This is a genomic window from Streptosporangium sp. NPDC023615, from assembly GCF_040640155.1.
Classification (GTDB): Bacteria; Actinomycetota; Actinomycetes; order Streptosporangiales; family Streptosporangiaceae; genus Streptosporangium.
Map to the genome: position 1 here is coordinate 20,531 of NZ_JBFABE010000028.1, position 23,713 is coordinate 44,243.

A 23,713-nucleotide genomic window follows, 5' to 3' on the forward strand; every position below is an offset into this window, starting at 1 on the left:
CCCGGCCGGTCCGAGGCCCGCGTCCGGACGGAGGGCGGGCCGCGCCGGTCAGAGCAGCCAGTCCAGCAGGCCGCCCCTGCCGCGGTCGCCGTCGTCCTGCGCCGGCGGCGCCGACGTCGGTTCCTGACTCGGGGTGGGACTCTCGGCGGGCAACGACTCGGACGGCGAGGTCTCGGGCCCGGGATCGGAGGTGATCTCCGCCCGCGGAGGCGTGCTGCTCCGGGACTCCTCCGGCTCGGGCCGCCGGGTGGGCTCCGGGTCCGCCTCCCGCGCCGGGGTGGTCCGGGTGGAGGACGGGCGGGGCGACGCCTGGCCGCGGGCGGTCCGGCTCGGGGTGGGGGTCGGTTCGGCGGTCGCGGACGGATCCTCGCCGGGCCGCTCGGTCTCCTCGGGGGCGGGGTCCGCCGTGGACGACGGCTGCTCGGCGACCGAGCACCGCGTGCCGGGCGAGCACGTCTCCCCGGACGGGCCGCCCGCGAAGGTGGAGAACATCACGCCGCCCACGACCCCGGCGGCCACCATGCCGCCCACGACCGCCAGCAGGATCCTGCTCCTGCCCCGGCCGCGGCGCTCCCGCTCGGAGTCGGCCTCCTCCCGCCACCCCGCGCCCAGGAAACCGCGCGTCCGCGTGGTCTCGTCGTCCTCGCCGTACGCCGGAACGACCGTGCCGTCGACGTCCGTGGTCTCGCGCGGGTCGTCGGGATAGACCCTCTCCCTGGACCCGTCGCTTCGGATGATCTCCCTGGACCCGTCGACGTGAACGATCACCTGCGTCCCGTCGCCCCGCGCGGCGTCCTGCAGGCCGAGCTCGTTCCACCCGTCCGGAACCACCTCCAGCATCTCCGGCACGTCGCCCGCCGGGCGGCCGGGCTCCGCCTCCGGTACCGCTCCCATCGGGCCGGTCCGCGCGCGGGGATCGTCCTCGTACGGTTCCTGGATGTCGTCGCGCCCCACGGTGCCCCTCTCCGATGTGATCTGGTCGGGCATCCTATGGCAGATTCGACAGGCGATTGTCCGAAAAGCTCACTAACCATTTGGAGTGGTGGGACTTGTGAGGTTTGACACGTAGGGCTCGGCGGGCTCGGGGCCGGCCGCGCCGGACCCGGCGATCCGTCCGCCCTCGAACCCGGCACGACCTGCCGGGTTACGGACGTGCTCAATGGTGAAGTCGGGGTAGAAAGGGCGCATGACAGCCGATCCACAGGTGGGCGCACTCCCCGGCTCCTCCCCGTTCCCACCCATCGCGGACTACGCGTTCCTCTCCGACTGCGAGGTCACCGCCCTGGTCGCGCCGAGCGGGAACGTCGAGTGGCTCTGCCTGCCCCGGATGGACTCGCCCAGCGTCTTCGCCGCCCTCATGGACCGGGGGGCGGGGGGTTTCCGGCTCGGCCCGGCCGACCTGCGGGTCCCGGCCGCGCGCCGCTACCTGCCGGGCACCATGATCCTGGAGACGAGCTGGGGCACCCCCACCGGCTGGATCGTCGTGCGGGACCTGCTCCTGATGGGGCCCTGGCACCACGACGACGAGCTCTCGAACACGCACCGCAGGGCGCCCACCGACTACGACGCCTCCCACGTCCTGCTCCGCACGGTCCGCTGCGTCAGCGGGGAGGTGCAGATCACCCTCGACTGCGAGCCGATCTTCGACTACGGCCGCCGTCCCGCCGTCTGGTCCTACGGCGACCGGGGCTACCACCAGGGCATCGCGACCGCCGAGGGGGAGAGCCTGGAACTGCGGCTCACCACCGACATGCGGCTGGGGTTCGAGGGCGGGCGCGCCACGGCGCGCACCCTCCTCAAGGAGGGCGACACCCGCTTCTGCGCGCTCTCGTGGACCGCGCACGAACCCCCGTACACCTTCCAGGAGGCCTACGACGGGCTGGTGTGGACCGCCCACCACTGGCAGCACTGGCTGGCCAGGGGCGACTTCCCCGACCACCCCTGGCGCAGCTACCTGGAGCGCAGCGCCCTCACCCTCAAGGGGCTGACGTTCGCCCCCACGGGCGCGCTCATCGCGGCGGCGACCACCTCACTGCCCGAGACCCCGCACGGCGACCGCAACTGGGACTACCGCTACACCTGGATCAGGGACTCCACCTTCGCCCTGTGGGGGCTGTACACGCTGGGCTTCGACTGGGAGGCCGACGACTTCTTCTGGTTCATCGCCGACGTCGCGGAGCGGGACGAGGAGCTCCAGGTGATGTACGGGATCGACGGCGAGTGCGAGCTGGACGAGGAGATCCTCGACCACCTCTACGGGTACGAGGGCGCCAGACCCGTCCGGGTCGGCAACGCCGCCTACCTGCACCGCCAGAACGACGTCTGGGGCGCGGTCCTGGACTCCTTCTACATCCACACCCGCTCGCGGGACCGCCTGGACGATCGCATCTGGCCCATCCTGAAGCGGCAGGTCGAGTCCGCCATCCGGCACTGGCGGGAGGCCGACCGGGGCATCTGGGAGGTACGCGGCGAACCTCGGCACTTCACCTCCTCGAAGGTCATGTGCTGGGTGGCGGTGGATCGCGGGGCGCGGCTCGCCCGCCTGCGGGAGGACCCCGAGCTGGCCGCGCGCTGGCAGGTGGTCGCCGACGAGATCCACGCCGACGTGTGCGAGTACGGCGTCAGCGAGCGCGGGGTGTTCAGGCAGCACTACGACACCGACGCCCTGGACGCCTCGCTCCTGCTCATCCCGCTGGTGCGCTTCCTGCCGCCCGACGACCCCCGGGTCCGCGCCACCGTCCTGGCCATCGCCGACGAGCTGACCTGCGACGAGCTGGTCCTGCGGTACGAGACCAAGGAGACCGACGACGGCCTGACCGGTGAGGAGGGCACCTTCACCATCTGCTCGTTCTGGCTCGTCTCCGCGCTGACCGAGATCGGGGAGCACGTCCGCGCCCGCAGGCTCTGCGAGAGGGTGCTCTCCTTCGCCAGCGCCCTCGGCCTCTACGCCGAGGAGATCGACCCGGTGACCGGACGCCACCTGGGCAACTTCCCCCAGGCGTTCACCCATCTGGCGCTCATCAACGCCGTCATCCACATCATCCGCGCCGAGAGCGAACGACCCGCCCCGGTCAGGTGGCCCACGTCGGAGACGTCATGACCCCTTCATGACCCCTTCGTGACCCCTGTCGTGATCCACCATGGTCTCGTCATGCCGCCGCGCCCCGCCGGACTCCACCGAGCCCGGCCGTGGCCCGCTCATGACGAGGCCCCCTGCGACCCGCCCACCTGGCCGGTCGTGGTCCTCGCGGGCACCCTCGGGGCGGCCTTCGCGGGCGTCCCGAGCACCCGGGGCGCCTGGCTAGGCTTCCGGGTATGAATCGTCGGTTGATCGCCATCGTGGTGCTCGTCGGCCTGCTCGCCACCAGTGGCCTGTCGGTCGTCCTGGCCTGGGGCCTGAGCGGCTGACGGCGCGATCCGCCGGACGGGCGGGTCCACGCCTGCCGGACGGCGCGGGTCCGGCGAGCGGCGCCGTACGTACGGCCCGGCGGGGGCCGGAACGAGGGCTCGATCCGCCGCCGGGTCCCGGGGAGGCCGGGTCGTCGATGCCCCCGACGCCACGGACGCTCCCCCCGGAGATCGGCTAGACGATCACCATCGAGTTGTGCCCAGCGTTCTGCTGCTGGTGCGAGACGGGCACGTGCTGCTGCCGGTGGGACGCCTGCTCGATGTGCTGCTGCTGCCGGTGGGCGGCCTGCTCCGCGGGCGCCTCGGTCCCGGCCGGGCAGGTGCAGTAGCCGTTGGAGACGATCAGACGCCCCCGCTGCGCGGTGTACGTGCGGGAGTCGGTGGCGAGAAGAACACCCGTGCATTTCTGGCAGACGACGGACTGGTGATCCATGGGGCCGGCTTCCTTCCTTGAGGGTAGCCGTCGAACGTCTCTACGGTCCGGCCGGCTGGCTGCTCGTGCCCCGAGAGGGAGAGGTGAATCTCCCTATCGAGGTTTCTATCTTACTTCGTAGCACAGAGCGATCATTGAGCCACACGAAGTGACAGATGTAGGACTTGGTGTCGCTCCTTCACAACGGTCTCACGCGCAACGCCCGCGCGGGTGGGGAACCCCTCGTCCCGCGTCAGGTTCGCAGCACGCTCGTCTTCCGGTCGGAGGCCGCGGGACGCAGGAGCAGCGCGTTGGCGGCCACCGCGATGCAGACCAGTCCCAGCAGGTACCCCCAGCTCACGTCGCTGAGGTGGTGCATGCCGCGGTACATGCGCGAGTAGGCGATGCCCAGCGGGATGCCCAGGCCGATCAGCGCCCACAGCACGTTCAGGATCTTGAACCGGTGGGTGTGGAGGATCAGCACCAGGGCGATGCCGGCGTAGAAGGCGACCGCGGCGCTGGTGTGCCCGGAGGGGAAGCTGGAGGTGGGCGGCGCCGGGTCCAGGCGCTCGACCTCGGGACGCTTGCGCTGGGCGAAGACGGTCGCCAGCAGGAAGATCGCCGACTGGGAGAAGACCGCCAGGGCGAGGAAGATCGACTCGTTCCAGCGCTTGAAGACCAGCCGGAAGACCACGACCAGGATCGCCGTGCCGGCGATGATGACCGGCGTGTCGGAGAGACCCGACATCGTGTCGGTGATCGAACTCCAGTACGCGGTCCGGTCGCCGGCCAGCTGCTCGTTGACCCCCGCGTCGTTGGCGATGAGGGTCGTCGTCTGCAGGACCTTGGTGATGAGGAGGCCGACGGCGATCGTCAGGACCGCCATGGCGACCAGCGGCATCAAGATGAGGCGCAGCACGCCTTTGAAGTCCACCGACATTTTCGACATGGCGCGCCAGCTACCCCGAACCGTCCTCTCGGAACGCCTCCGGCTCGAAGCCTTCCATGTGGGGTTCGACCGGTCTGCGGCCCTCTCCCCGGCGCCAGGCCTCGTACCCCGCCGCCGACCCCACCACGACCGCCACGCCCAGCGCCACGCCGGCGATGACGTCGCTGGTCCAGTGGACCCCGAGCGCCACCCGGGTGTAGGCGACGAACACCATGACGACCGCCGCCGCGACCCACAGCAGGACCCGGGCGGTCAGCGTGCGCAGGAAGGGCAGCGCGATGAGCACCAGGATGCAGGCGCCCAGCGCCGCGCCCATCGCGTGACCGGAGGGGAAGGAGGCGCCGGGGGCCCAGGCCACGGGGTGGGGCAGGTCGGGCCGGGCGCGGTCGACGATCCCCTTGATCGCCAGGTTCAGCAGGCCGCCGAAGGTGATCGTGGCGACCGCCCAGGCCGCAAGCCGGGGCGCCCCCCGGTACCAGAGCCAGGCGGCGGTCAGCACCACCGCCACACGCCAGGGCCAGGGGCCGAGGACCTCGGTCCCCACCCGCAGGAAGGCCGTGTAGCCGGGGTTGTCCAGGGCGTGGGCGTGCAGCGCCAGCGCGACGCCCTCGTCGAGGTCCTTCAGCGGGGTGGACGAGGTCTGCACGAGCACGAGCAGGACGACGAACGGCGCCGTGAAGATCGCCACCGCGGCCAGCGCCATCGTCAGCCGTACACCCAGCCGCAGGTCAGCCGAGTGATCTTCGGTGTCTCCGGACGGTGAACGCCCACCCTTGGTGAATCCGACCATCGTCAATGGCTACCCGCTCATCGGTGAATATTCTCCTTACGGCAGGTGAAGGGACGTTCCGGTCGTTGTGACACCCGCCGTGACATCCGCCGGGGCGTCCGGCTCAGCGCCTCGCGGTGCCGCCACTCGGCCTCGGCGAGCGCGGGACGGCCCGCGTGGGCGTCGAGCACGACCCGCAGCCACGGCGACTGCGCCGCGACGTCGTCCCAGACCCGGCAGGGGTCGCCCGGGCCGAGTTCGACGAGCGCGTCCAGGTGCGCGGCGCAGGCCGTCCACCACTGGCGGCTCAGCTCGGCCAGCAGGCCGTCCAGCCCGCCGAACTCCCGCCGGATCTCCTCCTCCCAGCGGGCGGGGACGGTGACCTCACCGGTCTCGGCGAGGTCGCGCAGCACGATGCGCGCCAGGTCGCGCCGCCGGGCCAGTGCCGGGCGTGACGGGATGCTCATGCGCCCACCCTGCCGATCCTGGTTTGCCGAACGCTCAACGATGTGTTGACGGACGGATGCGAGCGGGTGCCGCCCTCGCTGTGATTCCCAGCGATAGTTGTCACTTCCCGGCGATAACTGTCACCAAGATCGTCTTGAGAGTGTTGCCTGAAGGCGTCGAAGACGATGTCGAGCGACGGCTCTGTCCTGGAGTCAGCCGGCGGAGGGGAGCTCACGGTGGTCCCGGCCTGCGTGGAGGACCTGATCGAGTCCGCGCCGGCGGACGGTGTCGACGACGCTGGATCGGGGTTGCGGGACGGAATGGTCGACGTAGAGCTGGTCGAGAACGGCGAGGGTGGCGGCGAGGTCCGGCTCCTTGAGGAGTTCGGTGTTGGACGAAACGCCGCGGCCGGATTCTCGTGCGGCGGTGCCGTATCTCAACTGCCCGGGTGACGTGCCGCAAGATAGGTAATTCTCACCGATGTGCGGAGATTGACCTTCTTGGCACGATCGTACCTGCCTGGTGTGGAGGTAACGGCTCGCTCATGCCCGGCGTTCCTGACCGTCACTGACCGTCACTGACCGAAGAGAGAACATCACGATGGAGAACGTTATGGACGCCGAGGAGGCCGGCATTGACGAGTCGGCCCCGGTGGTCAGCCGCCACAGCGTCACGGTGACCGCGTCGGCGGACACCGTCTGGCGCATTCTCACGGACATCGACGCGTGGACGACGTGGCTGCCGGAGATTCCGTACGCGCGTATCGAAACGCCCGGTCCGCTTGCGTCGGGCTCCGTGTTCCGTTGGTCCGCCGCAGGAATGGAGATCGAGTCGGCGGTTGTCCAGGTGCGGCCGCAGGAACGCCTTGTGTGGCGGGGATACGGTGGCGGGCCGGACGGCGTCCTCGGCGTTCACGTCTGGGCGCTCACCCCGGCCGGCGACGGCGTCGAGGTGTCCACCGAGGAGTCCTTCGCCGGGCCGCCCGTCGATGCCGACCCCGCGACGTTCCAGGCAGGTCTCGACACGACCCTCGCCATGTGGCTGCATCGGCTCAAGACCACGGCCGAGGCGGCGACCGCCTCATGAAGAGCCTCATGAAGAACCGTGTGGGCGCCGTCACGGCGATGGTCGTCGCCGGCGGTCTGATGGGCGTTACGGGCGCACCGGCTCGGGCCGAGACCACGCCCGTCGGCGGCTCCGACCGCACGGCGCTGCGATGCGCGGGAAAGACCGTCGACACCTCGGCGAAGATCCGCTACCGGACGGAGACGGTGATCGCCGCTCCGCTGCGTACCGTCTGGAGGATTCAGACCGACGTGGAACGCTGGCCGTCGTGGCAGAAGCCGGTCCTGTCCGGCAAGCGGCTCGATCGTGGCCCGTTGCGTCCCGGTTCATCGTTTCGATGGACGACGCCGGTACCCGAGACCGAGTTGAACCCCGCCACGACCCTCGTGGTCACCTCCACCGTCCGGCAGCTGCGGCACCAAAGGTGCCTTCGGTGGGAGGGGCCGGCGATCGGTGCCGGGCTGAGAATCGACAAGGGGGTCCACGTGTGGACCTTCACCGAGGTGGGCGGCCGGGTTGTCGTGCGCACCGAGGAGACGTGGCGCGGTGACCAGGTGGAACAAGACGTCGGGTTCTCCACCGCGGCCCTGGGCGGGGGTCTCGAGACATGGCTGAAGGAGCTGAAGACCGTGGCCGAACGGGAGGGTAAGCGCGCCCGTCATCCGGCACCGAGGTAACCCGGCGGCCCCGCCGGTCTCCTCCGGCGGGGCCTTTCGCGGCCCTGTCGGGGCGGTGCCGTCATCGGAAGAGCTCACGCAACTGGCGGCGTGAGGTGATGCCCAGCTTGCGGTAGAGGTTGCGCAGATGGGCGTCGATCGTTCGCGGGCTGACGAACAGCAGGGCCGCGACCTCCTTGGTGCCCGCGCCGGAGGCGACCTTGCGGGCGACGAGGAGTTCCCGGGCGGTCAGCCCGGCCGACGGATCCGGGTCGCCGGCCAGGGCCTGCTCGCCGATCGCATCCAGTTCGCGGGCGGCGCGGGCGGCGAATCCACGCGCGCCGACGGTGGACAGCAGATCGTGTGCGGCACGGAGTTCCACCCGCGCTTCGCTACGGCGGCCGACCCGTCGCAGCCATTCCCCATAGAGCAGGCGGGCGCGCGCGTAGTGGACCCGCATTCCACTTCCGGCCAACCGGCTGATCGCTTCACGGTAAAGGTCCTGTGCGCCCAGCCCCGAATCGAGCAGCGCACGGGCCAGCAGATGGGCGCCTGTCGTCCAGGCGTTCGGATTGACCCGTGCGAGACCCTCGATCCATTCGGCGGAGTCTTCGGCTTCTTCGACACGTCCGGTGGCCGCGGCGGCTTCGACGAGTTCGCCGTGGAAAGCGGTGACGACGTACGCGCCGCGCCGGTGCTGGTCCCGCGCGACCAGCAACGCCTCGAGCGCGGCCTCGTGGTCGCCGTTCCCGTTGTGCAGCACACCGCTCGCGTAATGCAGCGGGGTGAACTCCACTCCGGCCCGGTGGTGCAGCATCTCTCGTATCTCGCGGAACCGTTCGGCGTCGCCGCTCGACGCGGCGAGCATCAGGTCGGAGCCGACGAGATTGGACGTCCCCGCGGCCTCGTCGACCGCGCGCGCCTCGATGATGCAGACGTGCGCGTCGGTGAAGCGGCCCACGATCGTCCGGGCGACCGCCTGGAAGCGCAGTGCGTGCGGCAGGATCGCGTAGGCGCCCTGCGTCCGGGCCAGTTCGACCTGACGATCGGCGATCCGCTCCATGGCGGCGCGGTCACAGAGGTCGATGCTCAACACGCAGGCGCGTTCCATCCACCACGGATCCGCGTCGGGCATGCGGGCATGATTTCGAAAGGCGTCGACCGCGCGGCGCATCATGGGCACCGCCTCGTCCACCGCGCGGAGGTTCTGGTCGACCAACGCCTCCAGCAGCAGGTCGACCGGGCGTGGCGGTCTGCGCCGGGGTACCCGTTCGCGGATGTGCAGGGCGAGCCGCCGCAGTCTGCCGGGCTCGTCGATGCTGAACATCAGCGATGCGAACGCCTCCAGGTAGGCATCGCAGGCTTCATCGGGTTCCATGCCGTCGGCCGCGTCGATGAGCGCGATCGTCGCTGGAATACTCCGTTCGACGTGATAGTCGATCATGGCGCGCAGCAGACGTGCCGCGGAACGGCCGGCCGGATCCAGCTGATGACGCTCAGCTTGATCCGCCAGTTCCCGCGCGTCGGAGGGCGCTCCCGATTTCAACCGCGCCTGGGCCGCGGACAACAACCGGCGTGCCTGCCGCGAACCGCTCGGCGTCAGCCGTGCGGCGCGTTCGAGGAACGCGGCCGCGGCCGCGAACCCGCCGCGTCGCTGCGCCCGGTCCGCTGAACGCTCCAGTTCCGTCGCGGTCCTCTCGTCAGGACCGGCGATGGCGTTGGCCCGGTGCCATGCGCGGCGGTCGGGATCGATGTCGGCGTCGGTGCCGGCGGCCAGCGCCGCGTGCGCATGCCGTCGCGCCTTGGCATCGGTCGATCGGTATACCGCCGAACGCGCCAGCGGATGCCGGAAGTGCACCCGTGGATCTGTCAGCAGCAGGCCGCTGTTCTCGGCCGCGGCCAGGTCCGCGCCGCTCAGCCCTTGAGACGTCATGGCACGCCGCAGCAGAGCGAGGTCGCCCGTCGGCTCCGCCGCGGCAAGCGTCAGCACCGAGCGCGTCGAGGCGGGAAGCTGGAGGAATCGACGCGCGAACCGCTGTTCGACAGCAGCCTGCCTCGCCTCCCCCGGTAGGCCGAGAGGCCCGGCGTCGCGGGCGAACTCGACCAGCGCGAGGGGGTTGCCGGCCGCCTCGGCGAGGATCCGTTGCACGATCCAGGCGTCATGGCCGAACGGGGCCAGGTAGCGCAGCAGTGTGAGGGCTTCGGAGTCGGTGAGGCCGGCGAGAGTGCGTGTGGGCACGCGGACGAGCTCGGGGACCGAAGCGACGTCACGGGCGGCGAACACCATGGCGATCCGCTCCGACGCGATGCGCGCCGCGACGAAGGCCAGCACCTGCCTCGATCCGGCGTCGATCCACTGCACGTCGTCGATCGCGCAGAACACCGGCCGGTCTTGGCCCGCGGCGCCCAGGAGGCCCAGGACGGCCAGGCCGACCAGCATCGGGCTCGGCGTGACCCCGGCATGGAGGCCGAACACCGCCTCGATCGCGCGCCACTGCGGTGCGGGCAGGTCGGCGCGGTGTTCAAGGACCGGCATACACAGTTGGTGCAGGGCCGAATAAGGCAGTTCGCTCTCGAACTCGACGCCACCGGCGCGCAGCACCCGCCAGTCGTCGAGTAACGCGGCGGCCTCGTCGATGAGCGTCGACTTGCCGATCCCCGCTTCGCCGAGGACGAGCATCGCGCCGCCACGGCCTTCCGCCGCGGCTGCCGTCACCGCCGCGATCTCGCTCAGCTCCATCTTTCTGGCGACGAAACACCCCGACCTGATATCGGCCATCAGCTTCCGCGCGTGTCCGGACGAACGGTCGCCGGGGGCGGGGTGGTGCTTGCGCGCACCACGAGAGTGGTTTCGAGCTCGTGCCGGTCTTGTGCCGGTTGCCGGCCCGCGGCGAGTGCCGGCGCGAGCTGTGCGGCGGTCGTGCCCATCTCCGAGGAGTACTGTCGCACCGTGATCAGGGGTGGCGCGACCCGTGTGGCCCGGTCGACATCGGTGAATCCGACCACGCTCAGGCCGTCCGGAATCCGTGGACCGGCCCGGCGAGCGGCTTCATGGACCTCCGCGGCCTGGAGATCGTCGCTGCACGCTGTCGCCGTGGGACGGCCGGGCAGGCTCGACGGATCGGTTCCCGGTTTCGCGCCCTGCTCAAAGGTGAGAATGCCGCGGCGCTCCATACCGTCGTCGTACGGGATGCCGGCGTTGCCGATGGCAGCACGGAGGCCGTCGAGCCGGGCCCGCGCGGAGAGGTCGCGGAGCAGGGCTGCCACCCGCCGGCAGGTCCATGGGCTGCCGCCGGGGCCGTCGAGCACCTCGGACACCGTAGGGGGACGGCACGTCGGCGAACTCGGCGATCGTCGTGATCGGTACGTCACCACGGCACGCCTTCCCATGTGGCGGTGTTCGGACTGGTTCGCCCACAAACGGAGCTTAGGCTCAGCCCGCGACCGGTGATGCGATCGCGGGGGTATCGATCTACCGCCGGGTCCCGCGTCGGTCGGCGGCGCCGATGCGGGCCCAGAGGAGAAGGTGGTGCCGTCGGCGGTGGTCGCGTTGTCGACGCCGAGGCACAGCCCCGACTGCCGGCCGCTGATGGTGCCGGACGAAGAGGTCGATGAACGCGGTCTGCACCGCGTCGGGCTTGTCCCACATGACGAAGCAGTGGACGGTGGTCGCGCCCTTGTGGAAGAGCAGCAGCTCCCACAGGCCCCACTGTCTGCGCGGCGCGACGGCGAGTACCACCCAGATTCCCGCGAAGACGACATAGGCCGGCGTCCGTCAGGCCTCGGTGACGACACGGTCGTCGGCCGCGCTGTTCATGACGAGGATCCCGTTCACGAACGCGACGAGCGTCGCGACCGCGTTGACGGCCATCAGGGTGCGCCCGATCCGATCCGCCACGGCGGACGGGCGGCCGGCGACGGAGCCGGACATCGGTTTGGTGATCATGAGGGCTCCTGTCGTGAGAGGGGGCCTGCTCACGGCCGGTGCGGGCCGGCACCCGGCATCGGGCCCCAGCCGTCCTGCTCCACGTGGCCGCTGATGATCTCAGGGGTGCCGGCGATCAGGTCCGGGAGGCCGGCCGTCGCCGCTCTGAAGTGCTCGGAGTCCATATGTGCGCCGATCGCCTCGGAGTCGGTGTAGCCCTCGACCACCGTGTACTGCTGCGGGTCGGTCACGCTCTTGAACCACTCCACCAGCACGTTGCCCGGCTCGGCCCGGGTGGCCTGGGTGAGGTCCTCGATCAGCGACAGCCACGCCGCTCCCTGGCCGGGGCGGACGGTGAATTTGATGACGCTGAAAAGCACGGATCTTCTCCTTGGATGATGAGTCGTCTCGGCGCTCGGTCATGGGCCGCGACACAAGCCGGTGGCGGCCGGGACACGACGCTAACGACGTAGGCCCGGATTTGGCAGTGCCGCCGCAGGCCGCCGCCCTGTTCGTCAGCGCCTGGGGGCACCTGCACGGCCTCGTGGTCCTGGAGGTGTTCGGGCACACCGCCTTTGTCGGCCCGCTACAGGTGGAGACCTTCCGCGGCGCCATGTACACCCTGCTCGCCGACGTGCACCGCCGCGTACCCGCCCGGCCGGCCTCCTATCCGAACGCGTCGGTTTCCCACGTACGGTAGGTCCATATCGGTCGCCGTCAACTCATAGTGACTGAGGCGTTACAGGTGGGGATGTTTCAGTCGTGAGCGCTTCTTGATCGTTCTCACCGCCAACGGCTGTTCGCCGGTTCCTCACCGCCGTGGAACGCGCCGACCAGACCATGACCGTCGGCCTGCGCAACCTCCAGCTCCTGCACCAGCGTCGTGACCCCGATGCCGGCGGCGACCACAGCCTCCTACCGGCCGGACCTCCTGACGCCGAGGCGTCGGCCGATGGTCGACCCTCCCGTCGATCGGGGCGGAAGAGCCGGCGTTTCTAGCCGGGCAGCTCGAACAGTTCCAGCTGGATGCCGTCGGGGTCCCGTAGGTACAGAATCTTCGTTCCGGCCAGCGTTCCCGCCTCGACGCCATCGCCGTCCTGCAGCACGACCGGATCGGCGTTGACGTGTACGCCTCGCTCCACCAGGTCACGGTGCGCCGCGTCGAGGTCCTCGACCTCGAAACACAAGTGCATGACCCCGACGTCGCAGTTGCGCCCGGTGAAGGGTTTCGGTTGCGGGTTGTCGTACTGGATGAGCTCCAAAAGGACGTTGTCGCCGGCCAGTGCGAACGATGCCCGCATCGACGGGTTCTCCAGCTCGACGACCGCACCGATCGCCGGGTTCGTGGCCGATATCGTCACGCCGTTGGGCGCGATGCCGAGAACGTCCTCGTACCATTTCACCGACCGTGCGAGATCGCTGACCGGTACCCCGATGTGGTTCATTCTGGTCACTCTGCTCATGATCCCCATCATGAAAGACAGGGCCGCACGGTGGAAGGCACAGATCTGCCGTGTACAACCTGTACCACCCACCTTGGCTGACCAACAGAGGATCCTGTGGTAGTGAATGACTTCGGTGCCGCGCTGCGGGCCTGGCGGGACCGCGCAGACCCGGCCGCCGTCGGTTTGACGACCGCATCCTCCCGCCGTGTCACAGGGCTGCGACGCGGCGAGCTGGCGACACTGGCCGGTATCTCCCCTGAATACGTGGCGCGCCTTGAACAGGGCCGGGCCTCCACACCCTCGGCGCAGGTCTGCGCCTCCCTGGCTCGCGCGTTACGACTCTCCGACGACGAGCAAGCGCACCTGATGCGCCTGGCCGGCTTCGCCCCTGCCCCAGACCGGATCCCCTGCCTGGTCCCCGACAGCCTGCACCGCGTCATCGAAGAACTCGGCGACATCCCGGTGGCCGTCTACGACGCCGCCTGGCGGCTGCTGCACTGGAACCGGCTGTTCGCGGCCGTCTTCGGCGATCCCGCCGACGCGACCGCCGACGATCGCAACGCCCTGATCATCCAGTTCGAATCCCGAAACCCCCGGGTCCACCAGACCGACACCGAGCGTGCGTACTTTGAGCAGGCATTGGTCGCCGACCTGCGCAGCACCAGCGCCCGCTATCCGAAGGACCTCGACGTGGCGGCGCTGGTCTCCCGCCTGGCCGGGAACGATCGGTTCCGTCACCTGTGGGCGCTGCGCGCGGTGGCCGTCCACGAGAGTGCCCACAAGACGGCCGTACATCCGGTAGAGGGCGCCATCCCCCTGGACGCCAACGTCTTGACCACGCACAACGCCGATCTCCGCGTTGTGGTCATGACGCCTCGGCCCGGCACCGGCGCTCGTGAAAAGCTGGACCGCCTGGGTTGACGAGGCCGGGCTGGCACCGCCCTGGGCCGACACCCCCAAGAGCCGCTCCACCGACCAGGGGGTGCCGCGCAGCTCCAGGCCCGAGCCCACCGCCAGATCCAGCAGGGCCGAGGTCATCGCCCGCTCACCTCCGCGGGGTGGACGATCGAATCGTCAGTGAGCGGGCGGGCCAGATCCACACCCACCTGCCGCGACCACAACAGATGCAGCAGCTGCGTGCGGGCGACCGCCGACGCGACCGTGTCGGCCACCAGCGTTCCGAACGAGCACGGCCCGGATCGCGGCCTGTCCACGAGGAGCGGGCGCGGGCCCAACGGATCGGTCAACGGCCGGCGCTGCGAGGAAATGGTGTCCGGTGCCACCATGACCTGTCGCTGCCGGCCGACGACCACCGGATACCGCCACCCGCAGGCCAGCGCGGCCTCCACCGCGGCGGCGAACTTCACCCGATCCTCTGTATCAATCCGGTCTCGGGGGCGGACGTCGATCGGCCACGTCCCGCTGGTGGTGGAGACCAGAACATCCGGGGCGTGCGCCCAGAAAGTCCAGCACGAGCAAGAGCTTGGCTTCCTCCAAGCTCTCAAATCCCGGCTGTTGGCCCGTGCTGACCATGAACGCCAGTACGGGACGGTGTTTTTGCCCCTTTCGCCAGGTGAACCGGCGCACCGGCTCGCTCCGGTGAACATCGAACGAACCCATGTCACGTACCGGGCGGATAACCTCAGCCCCGTTGACCTGCCACAACGTCGTCCATCCCCGGGACCAGGCCGACGGCAACGTCCAGCCCAGATCATTCCAGGAGATTGCCCCTGGGTCGTTAGCGACCAGATCCAGCAGGTCACAGCGGTGCGAGAGAATCATGATGTCCGCACGTTCTCGTCTCAACTGCGCCATCGCACCACGGTAGAAATCACCGTGAGTATACATCTATATACTCAAAGTGACAATTGTGTTCCTGGTGGAGCGATCATGGTGACAACAACGCTGGGAAGCCCTCGTAGGTGACATTTATCTCTGGGAGCGAGTCTTCGAGTGCCGGCACAGGCCATACGGCCGGTGACAGTTACCTCTGGGGGCGCAGTCGGCGGGCCGCGCCCGGGCGGGCCGGGACCACCGTTGAAACCGCCACCGAAACCGCCACCGAAACCGTCACCGAAACCGCCGTCGAAACCGTCGTCGGGGCCGCCACCGGGGGCCGGACCGAGGCCGGGCGGGGAACCGCTTGGCCGGAATCGCCGGGCAGCACTAGGCTCTGACCCTTAGATCATTCCGCCCTGTGTCCGCGGAGCTCCCTCAGCATGCAGGAAGCCCGCCCATGACCCAGGTCCCCGGCCGCCCCCAGGCCGTCGAACGTACTCTCGGCACCCTCGCGGGCGTCCGAGCCGTCCCCGTCGTCCGAGCCGTCCCCGTCCCCGTCCCCGGCGTCGGCGTCGGTGTCGTTCCCGTCCGTGTCGTCGGCGCCGTCCCCGTCGTCCGGGGTGCCGGCGCCGGCGTCGTCGCGGGCACCGGCCGGTGAGCGCCGGTGACCCGTGGTGGCACCCCTCCAGGTCGTGGCCCATGAGAGTCCCATTCCTGGGAAGTCCTAGTGTGCATGTCAAATAGCAGGCCCGACGCTGAAAGGCGCCCCGCAGATGACTCATATTGATCCGGACGCGCTGGTCGCGAGCTTGAGGAGCCTCCAGACGACCTCGCCGGCCACGGGCATCGTCCACCAGTTGGAGCGGGCCGTGGACGTGGTGAACTCGCTGTTCGGGTACGCGGGTGCGGGGCTGATGTTCGCCGAGGAGGGGAAGGCCCTGCGCTACCTGGTGGCCACCGACGACCGGGGCCGCAGTCTCGAGGGCGCGCAGCTGCACCTGGGGCAGGGGCCGTGCGTGTCGGCGTACCAGGAGAACTGCGCGGTGACCTCCACCGACGTGCACACCGACCCGCGCTGGCCGAAGCTGGCCGACCGGCTGCACCCCGAGGTGCGGGCGGTGGCGGGGGTGCCGGTGCGGCTGGGGGGTGAGCCGGTGGGCACGCTCAACGTCTACCAGGCCACCTTCTACGAGTGGGACGACTCGGACGTCCAGGCCCTCTACGGCTACGCCGACGTGATCGAGCAGCTCCTCACCTCAGCGATGGCCGCCGAGGAGAAGAGCGCCCTGGCCGACCAGCTCCAGTACGCCCTCGACTACCGCGTGATCATCGAGCGGGCGATCGGCTACCTGATGGGCAAGCACGACCTGACCGCGACCCAGGCGTTCACCGGCCTGCGCAAGCAGGCCCGTGACAGCCGGCGCCGCGTCGCCGACCTCGCGGCCGAGGTACTGGGCGAGGGAGCGGGCGACCTGAGGTGATCCTGCTCACGTCGCCCGACGTTCCCGGAGGCAGTGTGGAGATCACGATCTACGGGGATCTCGACCGGCCGGCGGGCGCGGAGCTACGGCGCATGCTCGCCGGGCTCGCCGCGGCGACGGTCGAGCTCGATCTTGCACACGTGTCCTTCCTCGACTGCGCGGGCGCCAGGGCCCTGCTCGGTGCCGACGAGGACCTGCGCGGCCTGGACCGGGAGATGGTCCTCCTGCGCCCCTCCGGCCCGGTGCTGAGGCTGCTCGGGCTGCTCGGATTCGCGTCCCACCTGGTGATCGGGGACACCGACGGGGTGGCCGGCGCGAACCACGCCTCGCCGGGGCACTAACCTGATCGGTGATGTATCGATTCGTCTTCTCGCAGGTTCTCAGCCGCCTCGACCCGGAGGACGTGCACCGTCTGACGGTCCGCGCGCTCCGTCTCCTCTCCGTGACGCCCGTGGTCAGGCGGCTGGTCCACCGCCGCCTCGCGCCGCGCGACCCCGCGCTGCGCGTGCGGGCCTTCGGCGTGCACTTCCCCGGCCCGTTCGGCCTGGCGGCGGGCTTCGACAAGGACGCCGGTTGTGTCGAGGCCATGTCCGCGCTCGGGTTCGGCCACGTCGAGGTGGGCACGATCACCGCCCACGCCCAGCCCGGCAACGCCCGGCCCCGGCTGTTCCGCCTCGCCGGGAACCGGGCGATCATCAACCGGATGGGCTTCAACAACGCCGGCGCGGCCGCCGCTGCCCGGACGCTGCGCAGGTCCCGGGGCGTCCCGGCGATCGTCGGTGTCAACATCGGCAAGACCAAGGTCGTGCCCGAGTCCGGCGCCGTCGAGGACTACGTGGCCGGCGCCACGGCGCTCGCCCCGCTGGCCGACTACCTGGTCGTCAACGTCAGCTCGCCCAACACGCCCGGACTGCGCGACCTGCAGGCCGTGGAGCTGCTGGAGCCGCTCCTGCGGGCGGTGAAGAAGGTGGCCGACGCCACGCCCAAGCGCACCCCCCTGCTGGTCAAGATCGCGCCGGACCTGGCGGACGCCGACGTGGACGCGGTCGCCGACCTGGCGCTGGAGATCGGGCTCGACGGCATCATCGCCACCAACACCACGATCGACCGGCGGGGGCTGACCGCCCCCGAACGGTCCGCGGGCCGTGACGTCGGTCAGGAGAGCGGCGGCCTGTCCGGCCGTCCGCTCAAGGCGCGGTCCCTGGAGGTGCTGCGCAGGCTGCGCGCCAGGGTGGGCGACCGCCTGGTGCTCGTCTCCGTCGGCGGGGTCGAGGACGCCGACGACGTCTGGGAGCGCCTGCTCGCCGGGGCCACCCTGGTGCAGGGCTACAGCGCGCTGATCTACGAGGGGCCGCTCTGGGCGTACCGCGTCCACCGCGAGCTCTCCCGCCGCCTCCGCCGTCAGGGTGTGAAGGACCTGCGCGAGATCATCGGCCGCACCGCGGCCTGACGGCACCCGGTCTCCCGTACGCGGGGGCGCCGGGGGCGCCGGGGGCCTCGCGGCGGGGAGCGATCCACGACCCTTCCCCGCCGCTTCCTTCCCCGCGGTCGCCTTTCCCGCCGCTTTTCTCCACACGGCCCTTTTCCCGCGCCGCCTCCCTCCCGGAGGCCGACGCCGCGTCCTCGCCCCCGGCGCTCCCCGCGGCCCTGGAACCCCCCGCCCCTGAGGCGCCGCACACGGCCGGGCATATACCCTGGGTGGGTAATCTCGGGATATGGGAGGAACAATGAGCGTGACCACGTACACCGTCACCGGCATGACCTGCGGCCACTGCGTGAGCTCGGTCAAGGAGGAGGTCGGTGAGGTCTCCGGCGTCACCGGCGTGGAGGTCGACCTGGAGAGCGGCCGGGTCGAGGTCACCGGCGACTCACCGGACGAGGCGGCCGTCCGCGCCGCCATCGAGGAGGCCGGTTACCAGGTCTCCGCCTGATCCGCCCCCGGCGGGCACGCGAGGGGCACCCGCTCCGGACGCGCGGCGGGGGCGGCCGTTCCGCCCCGGGCGGGAGACGCGGCGGGACCGCCGGACGCCGGGACGGCCGTCAGATGCTGGGACGGGTGGAGTCGGCCTCGTGGGTCATCTCCTCCAGGTGCCGCATCGCCTCGTCCACCCGGACGACCCCCGGGCGGTGGCGCCGGAGCCCGGTCCCACCGGCCTGCCACGGATGCGGCCCGCCCGGCGGCCGGTACTCCACGCCGAGCGCGTCGAGGCGCCCCAGGTGGGTCCGGAGCCGTGAGGCGAAGTCGTCCCCCGCCCGCCCCGCCCAGGCCACCTCCGCCAGGGCGCACCCCCGGGGCCAGGCCCGGTAGTCCACCGCGCGCGCGTCGGGCAACCGCTCGCTCCAGAGCTGGAACTGCGCCCCGATCACGCGCTCGCGCTCGGCCGGGGTCCACTCCTCGGGGGCGGGCCGGTAGGCCGCGACGTCCGCCACGGTGATCGCGTCGCCGATGGCGATCGGCTCACGCTCGGAGGACTCCTCGGCGTAGTCGAAGTAGAGCGGGAACACCGGGGTCTGCACCACGTCGTGCCCGGCCGCGGCGGCGCGCCTGGCCACCCCCGGGCCGCGCCAGGGCATCACGATCGTGTCGGGCCTGAGCATGCCGCTGACGAACGCCTCGTCCCAGACCACCGCCCGGCTGCCACGCTCGGCCAGCACGTCCGCCAGGCGCCGCAGGAACCAGGCGTGCAGCTCGGCCGGGCTCCCCAGCCCGAGCTCCGCCTGGAAGGCGACGATCTCGGGGGAGGCGGCCCAGTCGTCGAGCACGCACTCGTCCCCGCCGACGTGGACGTACGGGGTCTCGCCCAGCGCCCCCAGGATCTCGTCGAACACCTCGGTCAGGAAGTCGACGGTCTCCGGCAGGGGGGACAGGATCGCGGGGGAGATGCCCCAGCGCTCCAGCACCCGGTGGGGCTCGGGACGGCGCCCGCCGGTGGCGCGGGCGTCGAGCTCCGGGTAGGCCGCGAGGATCGCCGAGGCGTGCCCCGGCACGTCGATCTCGGGAACCACCGTCACGGCCCGGGCCCGCGCGTAGGCGCCGATCTCGGCGAGGTCGTCCAGCGTGTAGTACCCGCCGTGCGGTACGTCGTCGAAGGCGGGCTCCTCCCGGTAGTGGCTCACGATCGTGCGCGGGCGGTGCGAGCCCACCTCGTGCAGCCGCGGGTGCGCCCGGCTCTCGACCCGCCAGCCCTGGTCGTCGGCGAGGTGCAGGTGGAGGCGGTTCAGCTTGTGCGCCGCCATGAGGTCGATCATCCTGAACACCTCGCGCCTGGGCAGGAAGTGCCGCGCCACGTCCAGGTGAACCCCGCGCCAGGAGAACCGGGGCGCGTCCCGGACCCGGCACAACGGCACGCTCCAGGCGACACCGCCGGACGTCCCCGCCCCCGTGCCACCGGACGTCCCCGCGGCCCCGTGTCCCGTTCCGGCTCCCGCCCCGTGTCCCGCTCCGGCCGCCGCGCGGAACGCCGCGTCGGGGAGGAGCTGCCGCAGTGTCTGACCCGCGTAGAAGGCCCCCGCCCGGTCCCCGGCCACCACCCGCACGCCGTCGGCCGCCACGTCCACCGTGTACGCCTCCGGACCGAGCGCCGGGTCCGTCTCCACCGTGATCGTGCCCGTCCCGCCGGAACCCGTTCCCCCGGGACGCCGGTCGCCGGGACGCGGGTCGAGCGCCGCCAGCGCGAGCCGCAGCGCGCCGACCGGCTCGGCGGGACCGGACACCGTGAGCCCGAAGGGAAGGGCGAGGCGGCCGTCGGCGGGCGTGAGGGCCGAGGGGAGCGGCAGGAGGTCGGTCATGCTCCGATCATGCCAAGCCGCTCCGCCGCCGTGGAACCGCCCCGCTACCTGAGATAGGCCTGCAGGCCGTTCGCCAGGGAGAGCGCGATCCTCTGCCGGAACGCGGCCCGCTGGAACTTGGCGGCCTCGGCGGGGTTCTTCATGTTGCCGCACTCGATGAAGATCTTGGGAACCGTGGAGAGGTTCAGGCCACCGAGGTCCTTGCGGTAGTCCAGTGCCTGCCGGCCGATGTAGGTCGAGTACGACAGGCCGGTGCCGCTCCGGAAGGCGTCCCGCACGTTCAGGCCGAGCTTCTTGGAGGCCCCGACCACCGGGTCCACCGGGCCGCCGATCTTCTCCGGCATGATCACGTGGAAGCCGTGGTCGGCGGCGCCCGACCCGTCGGCGTGAACCGAGATCGCCGCGTCCGCCTTGGCCCGGTTGCCGATCGCGGCCCGCTGGGTGATGCACGGGCCGACGCCGGAGTTGCCGTCGCGGGTCAGCTTGACCGTCGCGCCACGGCTCTTGAGGATCGCGGCCAGGCGCTGGGAGACGTCCCAGGTGAAGGCCGCCTCGCTGTAGCCGTTCGCGGTGGCGGTGCCCGTGGTGTCGCACGCCTTCCACTGGGTCAGCACGTTGACCTTCTTGTTGATCTCCGCGGGGTGGCGGTAGTTCTGCCCGTTGTGACCGGGGTCGACGACCACGACCTTGCCGGCGAGCGGCCTGGACCGGCCGGACCCGCTCACCGGGCTCGCGGAGCTCGCGGAGCTCGCGGAGCTCGCGGGATCGCTCGCCGTGCCGGCCGCGCCCCCGTCCGACGGGCTGCCCGCGTCCCCGGCGGGGGTCGCGCCGGAATCCGTGCCCGGGTCCGTGCCGGCCGCCGGGCCCGAGTTCGCGCCGGCGGCCGGCACGGGGCCGCGCCCGCCCGCGAGATCCGCGCTGGCGGTGCCGCCGCAGGCGGCCGCGCCCAGGCCGCACAGGACAAGGGTCGTCGCGAGTGCTCTGCCGGTCACGCTCATCGCCCCCAAGGTGTACGTCGTCGACCACCCAACTTACGTGGCTTGGCGGCGTGGCTCGGCCGTTGTCGCGATATCGACCCTTCCGCGCCCGCCGGCGGCGGGCCCTCACCCCGTCACCAGGCGTGCTCGCCGACCTCCTGCTTCTGCAGGAGCGAGGCCAGCTCCCTGGCGTCCTCGGCGTCCAGGCCGAGGACCACGCGGGGACGCCCCCATGGGTGGTCGATCGAATGGGCCACGTAGCTGGCCACGGACTCGACCCCCGCGTCCCCGCCGCGGCCTCGGGTGGCCCGCCAGTGGGCCCACGCCCGTTCGAGCTCGGCGGCCGCCCGCTGGGCGCATGACACCAGTTCCGGATCACGCATTGTTACCCCCCTCGTCTCGGTCGGAGTCAACACCGGCGACGCGCCGCCGTCCGGGATGTTGACCCGGATTTGAGGAGGGCATGGGGCCTGCCTGGGCGTGCTGTAACGCTCCAGGCAGGCCGCTTACCCCGGGATGGGGCTCGTGCTGCGCCGGACGACCAGCTCCGGCGCGACCTGCCGCAGGCGCGAGGCCTTGCCCGGGTCGCCGATCCGGTCGTGCAGCAGGGCGGCGGCGGAACGCCCCATGGCACGGCGCGGCTGGTCGACGGTGGTCAGCGAGATCGGCTGTGTCCCGGCGCTGCGGATGTTGTCGTACCCGACGACCGACAGGTCCTCGGGGACCTTGAGGCCCAGTTCCGCCGCGGCGGACAGGACGCCCATGGCCACCAGGTCGTTGGCGGCGAAGATCGCCGTGGGACGGGGGTCGCGGGTGAGCAGGCTGTGCGCGGCGCGCGCGCCACCCTCCTCGCTGGGCTCGCCCTCCTCGACCATGATGTACGGCGCCAGGGAGTGCCTGCGCATCGCGACCAGGTAGCCCTCGCAGCGGAAGCGCCCGCAGGAGATGCCGGTCGCCTCGATGTGGGCGATCCTGCGGTGGCCGAGCTCCACCAGGTGGTCGACGGCCAGGCGGGCACCGAGCTGGTCGTCGTCGACGACGATGTCCACGCCGCCGAGGTCGATGTCGCGTTCGCCCACCACGACCGTGGGGGTGTACCCGGTGGCCTCGACGAGCGTGCCGCTGGTGGGCGCGATGCCGAGCAGGACGAGCCCGTCGACGCGCAGTTCGAGGAAGGCCTCGACCGCCTCGTCCTCGAAGGCGGGGTCCCACTGGCTGTTGCCGATGAGGAGCCTCAGCCCGTCGCCGTGCAGGCTCTCCTGCAGGCCGTCCAGGAACTCGGCGTAGAACGGGTTGTGCAGGTCGGCGACGAGCGCCCCGACCAGGTGGGTACGGCCCTCGACCAGGCTGCGCGCGACCGCGTTGGGCCGGTAGCCGAGGTCTCTGGCGGCCTGGAGCACGGCCTGGCGGCGGTGCTCGCTGACGTGCGGCGAGCCGCGCAGTACGAGCGAGACCAGTGATTTGGAGACACCGGCTCGTTCGGCCACGTTGCGGATCGTTGGTCTCGGGCGTGGCCCCCCGCCCCCGTCGGACAAGACGGGCTCGGTGAACTCGCGGGCTCGGGTGACGGTGGTGTTGACCGGCGGTCCTGACATGGCTCTCCCCCGGGATGGTGGATGGGCACCTGTCACTCAAAACGATCGAGTTCCGAATGGGGTACGGCCTCGCGGTGAGGGAACTCCGATCTTGACCACACCGCCGCGCGTGTCGACTCCGCTAGTCTGCACGGTGTGGGTTCGACATCCGGAGCCGCCGAGCAGGCGAAACATGCGGCGGGCGACGCGCGGCCGGCGCGGCGCAGGCTCAGCGTGGACCGGCGTCGCGAGGAGCTCATGGCGGCGGCCCTGGAGCTGTTCAGCCGCCGTGACGCCGAGGACGTGTCGATCGACGACGTGGCCTCCGCGGCGGGCGCGTCCCGTGCCCTGGTCTACCACTACTTCGGCGGCAAGCAGGAGCTCTACGTCGCCGCCCTGAAGAGCGCCGCGGCCCAGTTGGAGGCGCTGTTGCGGCCGCAGCAGGACGGGCGCCCGCTGGAGAGGCTGGCGGGGGGCCTGACCCGCTACTTCGACTTCGTCGAGGAGCACGCCGCGGGCTTCGCCGCGCTGCTCAAGGGGGGCCCCGCCAACCGCAGCGGCGAGATCGGCGAGATCGTCGACTCCGTCAGGCAGCGGCTGTTCCGCCTGGTCATGAAGCAGATGCGGGTCGAGGAGCCGGGCCCGGTGCTCCGCATCACGTTGCGTTCCTGGATCGCCTCGGTCGAGACCGCCGGTCTTGACTGGCTGGAACACCGCGACGTCGAGCGGCCCGCGCTGGAGCACCTGCTGATCGATCACATGGTGGCCCTGCTCCGGGCGGCGGCCCGGCACGACGCGCAGGTCGCCGACCTCCTGGCCGGTCTGGAGCCGGACCGGTCGGACCTGCCCGGCTGATCTCCGGGCGGCACGCGGCTCTCCGGCACGGCGTGCCGCCGGGGCGGTGGCCGCGGTACGACGCCACGGTGCGACGACGACGCGGCGCACGGGGTGCCGCCCGGGGCGGCGACACGACGCGATGCCGGGTCGGTGGCACGGTGTGCTGCCGGGGCGGCGCCGGGCGGGCGGCGCCGCTCCCC

At 71.3% G+C, this 23,713-nt stretch carries 30 protein-coding genes; 11 read left to right on the plus strand and 19 right to left on the minus strand.

Annotated elements, in window-relative coordinates; genetic code table 11:
* Window positions 1-48: 48 nt before the first annotated feature.
* Window positions 49-987 (minus strand): hypothetical protein, encoded by a 939-nt coding sequence (locus AB0G16_RS20500; RefSeq protein WP_362806921.1) that lies wholly within the window; start codon window positions 985-987, stop codon window positions 49-51.
* Between the two features lie 199 nt (window positions 988-1,186).
* Here AB0G16_RS20500 and AB0G16_RS20505 point away from each other — a divergent pair, with 199 nt between their 5' ends.
* Window positions 1,187-3,100 (plus strand): glycoside hydrolase family 15 protein, encoded by a 1,914-nt coding sequence (locus AB0G16_RS20505; RefSeq protein ID WP_362806924.1) that lies wholly within the window; start codon window positions 1,187-1,189, stop codon window positions 3,098-3,100.
* A gap of 483 nt (window positions 3,101-3,583) precedes the next feature.
* Here the strand turns inward: AB0G16_RS20505 and AB0G16_RS20510 are convergent, their stop codons facing one another.
* The 4 genes from AB0G16_RS20510 to AB0G16_RS20525 form a co-directional block, all read right to left on the minus strand.
* Window positions 3,584-3,841 (minus strand): hypothetical protein, encoded by a 258-nt coding sequence (locus AB0G16_RS20510; RefSeq protein WP_362806927.1) that lies wholly within the window; start codon window positions 3,839-3,841, stop codon window positions 3,584-3,586.
* Window positions 3,842-4,073: 232 nt separating this feature from the next.
* Entirely contained in the window at window positions 4,074-4,769 is a 696-nt protein-coding gene (locus tag AB0G16_RS20515) for a phosphatase PAP2 family protein (RefSeq protein WP_362806930.1), read from the minus strand.
* A gap of 10 nt (window positions 4,770-4,779) precedes the next feature.
* The gene (locus AB0G16_RS20520; protein WP_362806933.1) at window positions 4,780-5,559 is read right to left on the minus strand and encodes a phosphatase PAP2 family protein; all 780 of its coding nucleotides are present in this window, start codon (window positions 5,557-5,559) and stop codon (window positions 4,780-4,782) included.
* 17 nt (window positions 5,560-5,576) lie between these two features.
* Complete coding sequence (locus AB0G16_RS20525) at window positions 5,577-6,005, minus strand: hypothetical protein (protein WP_362806936.1); 429 nt, start codon at window positions 6,003-6,005, stop codon at window positions 5,577-5,579.
* Between the two features lie 165 nt (window positions 6,006-6,170).
* On the opposite strand from AB0G16_RS20525, the gene AB0G16_RS20530 reads away from it, so the two are divergent.
* The 3 genes from AB0G16_RS20530 (at window position 6,171) to AB0G16_RS20540 (ending at window position 7,727) form a co-directional block, all read left to right on the plus strand.
* Window positions 6,171-6,437 carry a hypothetical protein gene (locus tag AB0G16_RS20530; protein WP_362806939.1) on the plus strand — a complete coding sequence of 89 codons (267 nt, stop codon included), beginning with the start codon at window positions 6,171-6,173 and terminating at the stop codon, window positions 6,435-6,437.
* A gap of 160 nt (window positions 6,438-6,597) precedes the next feature.
* On the plus strand, window positions 6,598-7,071 hold the full coding sequence (locus AB0G16_RS20535; protein ID WP_362806941.1) for an SRPBCC family protein: 474 nt from the start codon (window positions 6,598-6,600) through the stop codon (window positions 7,069-7,071).
* An 8-nt stretch (window positions 7,072-7,079) separates the two neighbouring features.
* Window positions 7,080-7,727, plus strand: a complete 648-nt coding sequence (locus AB0G16_RS20540; RefSeq protein WP_362806944.1) for an SRPBCC family protein — start codon at window positions 7,080-7,082, stop codon at window positions 7,725-7,727.
* Between the two features lie 61 nt (window positions 7,728-7,788).
* Here AB0G16_RS20540 and AB0G16_RS20545 read toward each other — a convergent pair whose 3' ends face one another.
* From AB0G16_RS20545 to AB0G16_RS20565, 5 genes are all read right to left on the minus strand, one after another.
* Window positions 7,789-10,485: an AAA family ATPase gene (locus tag AB0G16_RS20545; RefSeq protein WP_362806947.1), complete on the minus strand. Its 2,697-nt coding sequence runs from the start codon at window positions 10,483-10,485 to the stop codon at window positions 7,789-7,791.
* A complete protein-coding gene (locus tag AB0G16_RS20550; protein ID WP_362806950.1) occupies window positions 10,485-11,015 on the minus strand; it encodes a substrate-binding domain-containing protein in 531 nt (176 codons plus the stop codon). Before AB0G16_RS20550 ends, AB0G16_RS20545 begins: the two co-directional genes overlap by 1 nt.
* A 163-nt stretch (window positions 11,016-11,178) precedes the next feature.
* Window positions 11,179-11,445, minus strand: coding sequence for a hypothetical protein (locus AB0G16_RS20555; protein ID WP_362806953.1), 267 nt, complete (start codon window positions 11,443-11,445; stop codon window positions 11,179-11,181).
* 36 nt (window positions 11,446-11,481) lie between these two features.
* Window positions 11,482-11,652 carry a hypothetical protein gene (locus AB0G16_RS20560; RefSeq protein ID WP_362806956.1) on the minus strand — a complete coding sequence of 57 codons (171 nt, stop codon included), beginning with the start codon at window positions 11,650-11,652 and terminating at the stop codon, window positions 11,482-11,484.
* A 29-nt stretch (window positions 11,653-11,681) separates the two neighbouring features.
* Complete coding sequence (locus AB0G16_RS20565; RefSeq protein WP_362806959.1) at window positions 11,682-12,011, minus strand: putative quinol monooxygenase; 330 nt, start codon at window positions 12,009-12,011, stop codon at window positions 11,682-11,684.
* Window positions 12,012-12,112: 101 nt separating this feature from the next.
* Here AB0G16_RS20565 and AB0G16_RS20570 point away from each other — a divergent pair, with 101 nt between their 5' ends.
* Window positions 12,113-12,331, plus strand: a complete 219-nt coding sequence (locus tag AB0G16_RS20570) for a hypothetical protein (protein ID WP_362806962.1) — start codon at window positions 12,113-12,115, stop codon at window positions 12,329-12,331.
* An 83-nt stretch (window positions 12,332-12,414) separates the two neighbouring features.
* Here AB0G16_RS20570 and AB0G16_RS20575 read toward each other — a convergent pair whose 3' ends face one another.
* Together AB0G16_RS20575 and AB0G16_RS20580 are read right to left on the minus strand one after the other, a co-directional pair.
* Entirely contained in the window at window positions 12,415-12,540 is a 126-nt protein-coding gene (locus AB0G16_RS20575; protein WP_362806964.1) for a hypothetical protein, read from the minus strand.
* A gap of 86 nt (window positions 12,541-12,626) precedes the next feature.
* Window positions 12,627-13,094, minus strand: coding sequence for a VOC family protein (locus AB0G16_RS20580; RefSeq protein WP_362806967.1), 468 nt, complete (start codon window positions 13,092-13,094; stop codon window positions 12,627-12,629).
* Between the two features lie 102 nt (window positions 13,095-13,196).
* Here AB0G16_RS20580 and AB0G16_RS20585 point away from each other — a divergent pair, with 102 nt between their 5' ends.
* On the plus strand, window positions 13,197-13,997 hold the full coding sequence (locus AB0G16_RS20585; RefSeq protein ID WP_362806971.1) for a helix-turn-helix transcriptional regulator: 801 nt from the start codon (window positions 13,197-13,199) through the stop codon (window positions 13,995-13,997).
* Between the two features lie 113 nt (window positions 13,998-14,110).
* Here the strand turns inward: AB0G16_RS20585 and AB0G16_RS20590 are convergent, their stop codons facing one another.
* The 3 genes from AB0G16_RS20590 to AB0G16_RS20600 form a co-directional block, all read right to left on the minus strand.
* Window positions 14,111-14,443 (minus strand): hypothetical protein, encoded by a 333-nt coding sequence (locus AB0G16_RS20590; protein ID WP_362806973.1) that lies wholly within the window; start codon window positions 14,441-14,443, stop codon window positions 14,111-14,113.
* 13 nt (window positions 14,444-14,456) lie between these two features.
* Window positions 14,457-14,891: a hypothetical protein gene (locus AB0G16_RS20595; protein ID WP_362806976.1), complete on the minus strand. Its 435-nt coding sequence runs from the start codon at window positions 14,889-14,891 to the stop codon at window positions 14,457-14,459.
* A 370-nt stretch (window positions 14,892-15,261) separates the two neighbouring features.
* Window positions 15,262-15,567, minus strand: a complete 306-nt coding sequence (locus tag AB0G16_RS20600) for a hypothetical protein (protein WP_362806979.1) — start codon at window positions 15,565-15,567, stop codon at window positions 15,262-15,264.
* A 61-nt stretch (window positions 15,568-15,628) separates the two neighbouring features.
* On the opposite strand from AB0G16_RS20600, the gene AB0G16_RS20605 reads away from it, so the two are divergent.
* The 4 genes from AB0G16_RS20605 (at window position 15,629) to AB0G16_RS20620 (ending at window position 18,267) form a co-directional block, all read left to right on the plus strand.
* Window positions 15,629-16,336, plus strand: coding sequence for a GAF and ANTAR domain-containing protein (locus AB0G16_RS20605; RefSeq protein WP_362806982.1), 708 nt, complete (start codon window positions 15,629-15,631; stop codon window positions 16,334-16,336).
* The gene (locus AB0G16_RS20610; protein ID WP_362806984.1) at window positions 16,333-16,677 is read left to right on the plus strand and encodes an STAS domain-containing protein; all 345 of its coding nucleotides are present in this window, start codon (window positions 16,333-16,335) and stop codon (window positions 16,675-16,677) included. The genes AB0G16_RS20605 and AB0G16_RS20610 overlap by 4 nt, the downstream gene beginning before the upstream one ends.
* Before the next feature lie 11 nt (window positions 16,678-16,688).
* Window positions 16,689-17,786 carry a quinone-dependent dihydroorotate dehydrogenase gene (locus AB0G16_RS20615; protein ID WP_362806986.1) on the plus strand — a complete coding sequence of 366 codons (1,098 nt, stop codon included), beginning with the start codon at window positions 16,689-16,691 and terminating at the stop codon, window positions 17,784-17,786.
* Window positions 17,787-18,063: 277 nt separating this feature from the next.
* The gene (locus AB0G16_RS20620) at window positions 18,064-18,267 is read left to right on the plus strand and encodes a copper ion binding protein (RefSeq protein ID WP_362806989.1); all 204 of its coding nucleotides are present in this window, start codon (window positions 18,064-18,066) and stop codon (window positions 18,265-18,267) included.
* A 109-nt stretch (window positions 18,268-18,376) separates the two neighbouring features.
* Here AB0G16_RS20620 and AB0G16_RS20625 read toward each other — a convergent pair whose 3' ends face one another.
* The 4 genes from AB0G16_RS20625 to AB0G16_RS20640 all read right to left on the minus strand — a co-directional run bounded on the left by AB0G16_RS20625 (window position 18,377) and on the right by AB0G16_RS20640 (window position 22,589).
* The gene (locus AB0G16_RS20625; RefSeq protein ID WP_362806992.1) at window positions 18,377-20,125 is read right to left on the minus strand and encodes a beta-N-acetylhexosaminidase; all 1,749 of its coding nucleotides are present in this window, start codon (window positions 20,123-20,125) and stop codon (window positions 18,377-18,379) included.
* A 44-nt stretch (window positions 20,126-20,169) separates the two neighbouring features.
* Window positions 20,170-21,123 carry an N-acetylmuramoyl-L-alanine amidase gene (locus AB0G16_RS20630; RefSeq protein WP_362806995.1) on the minus strand — a complete coding sequence of 318 codons (954 nt, stop codon included), beginning with the start codon at window positions 21,121-21,123 and terminating at the stop codon, window positions 20,170-20,172.
* A gap of 113 nt (window positions 21,124-21,236) precedes the next feature.
* On the minus strand, window positions 21,237-21,485 hold the full coding sequence (locus AB0G16_RS20635; RefSeq protein WP_344899812.1) for a hypothetical protein: 249 nt from the start codon (window positions 21,483-21,485) through the stop codon (window positions 21,237-21,239).
* A gap of 123 nt (window positions 21,486-21,608) precedes the next feature.
* Window positions 21,609-22,589 (minus strand): LacI family DNA-binding transcriptional regulator, encoded by a 981-nt coding sequence (locus AB0G16_RS20640; RefSeq protein ID WP_362806999.1) that lies wholly within the window; start codon window positions 22,587-22,589, stop codon window positions 21,609-21,611.
* A 243-nt stretch (window positions 22,590-22,832) separates the two neighbouring features.
* Here AB0G16_RS20640 and AB0G16_RS20645 point away from each other — a divergent pair, with 243 nt between their 5' ends.
* Window positions 22,833-23,531 carry a TetR/AcrR family transcriptional regulator gene (locus AB0G16_RS20645; protein WP_362807002.1) on the plus strand — a complete coding sequence of 233 codons (699 nt, stop codon included), beginning with the start codon at window positions 22,833-22,835 and terminating at the stop codon, window positions 23,529-23,531.
* Window positions 23,532-23,713 lie beyond the last annotated feature (182 nt).

What these genes read in the sequence shown, in the direction of transcription:
- AB0G16_RS20525 (WP_362806936.1), bottom strand. Translation starts at nt 6,005, where the DNA reads ATGAGCATCCCGTCACGCCCGGCACTGGCCCGGCGGCGCGACCTGGCG.
- AB0G16_RS20560 (WP_362806956.1), bottom strand. Translation starts at nt 11,652, where the DNA reads ATGATCACCAAACCGATGTCCGGCTCCGTCGCCGGCCGCCCGTCCGCC.
- AB0G16_RS20615 (WP_362806986.1), top strand. Translation starts at nt 16,689, where the DNA reads ATGTATCGATTCGTCTTCTCGCAGGTTCTCAGCCGCCTCGACCCGGAG.
- AB0G16_RS20635 (WP_344899812.1), bottom strand. Translation starts at nt 21,485, where the DNA reads ATGCGTGATCCGGAACTGGTGTCATGCGCCCAGCGGGCGGCCGCCGAG.
- AB0G16_RS20515 (WP_362806930.1), bottom strand. Translation starts at nt 4,769, where the DNA reads ATGTCGAAAATGTCGGTGGACTTCAAAGGCGTGCTGCGCCTCATCTTG.
- AB0G16_RS20600 (WP_362806979.1), bottom strand. Translation starts at nt 15,567, where the DNA reads ATGGGACTCTCATGGGCCACGACCTGGAGGGGTGCCACCACGGGTCAC.
- AB0G16_RS20520 (WP_362806933.1), bottom strand. Translation starts at nt 5,559, where the DNA reads ATGGTCGGATTCACCAAGGGTGGGCGTTCACCGTCCGGAGACACCGAA.
- AB0G16_RS20580 (WP_362806967.1), bottom strand. Translation starts at nt 13,094, where the DNA reads ATGAGCAGAGTGACCAGAATGAACCACATCGGGGTACCGGTCAGCGAT.
- AB0G16_RS20605 (WP_362806982.1), top strand. Translation starts at nt 15,629, where the DNA reads ATGACTCATATTGATCCGGACGCGCTGGTCGCGAGCTTGAGGAGCCTC.
- AB0G16_RS20530 (WP_362806939.1), top strand. Translation starts at nt 6,171, where the DNA reads ATGTCGAGCGACGGCTCTGTCCTGGAGTCAGCCGGCGGAGGGGAGCTC.
- AB0G16_RS20540 (WP_362806944.1), top strand. Translation starts at nt 7,080, where the DNA reads ATGAAGAACCGTGTGGGCGCCGTCACGGCGATGGTCGTCGCCGGCGGT.
- AB0G16_RS20535 (WP_362806941.1), top strand. Translation starts at nt 6,598, where the DNA reads ATGGACGCCGAGGAGGCCGGCATTGACGAGTCGGCCCCGGTGGTCAGC.
- AB0G16_RS20505 (WP_362806924.1), top strand. Translation starts at nt 1,187, where the DNA reads ATGACAGCCGATCCACAGGTGGGCGCACTCCCCGGCTCCTCCCCGTTC.
- AB0G16_RS20630 (WP_362806995.1), bottom strand. Translation starts at nt 21,123, where the DNA reads ATGAGCGTGACCGGCAGAGCACTCGCGACGACCCTTGTCCTGTGCGGC.
- AB0G16_RS20595 (WP_362806976.1), bottom strand. Translation starts at nt 14,891, where the DNA reads ATGGCGCAGTTGAGACGAGAACGTGCGGACATCATGATTCTCTCGCAC.
- AB0G16_RS20620 (WP_362806989.1), top strand. Translation starts at nt 18,064, where the DNA reads ATGAGCGTGACCACGTACACCGTCACCGGCATGACCTGCGGCCACTGC.
- AB0G16_RS20545 (WP_362806947.1), bottom strand. Translation starts at nt 10,485, where the DNA reads ATGGCCGATATCAGGTCGGGGTGTTTCGTCGCCAGAAAGATGGAGCTG.
- AB0G16_RS20500 (WP_362806921.1), bottom strand. Translation starts at nt 987, where the DNA reads ATGCCCGACCAGATCACATCGGAGAGGGGCACCGTGGGGCGCGACGAC.
- AB0G16_RS20510 (WP_362806927.1), bottom strand. Translation starts at nt 3,841, where the DNA reads ATGGATCACCAGTCCGTCGTCTGCCAGAAATGCACGGGTGTTCTTCTC.
- AB0G16_RS20625 (WP_362806992.1), bottom strand. Translation starts at nt 20,125, where the DNA reads ATGACCGACCTCCTGCCGCTCCCCTCGGCCCTCACGCCCGCCGACGGC.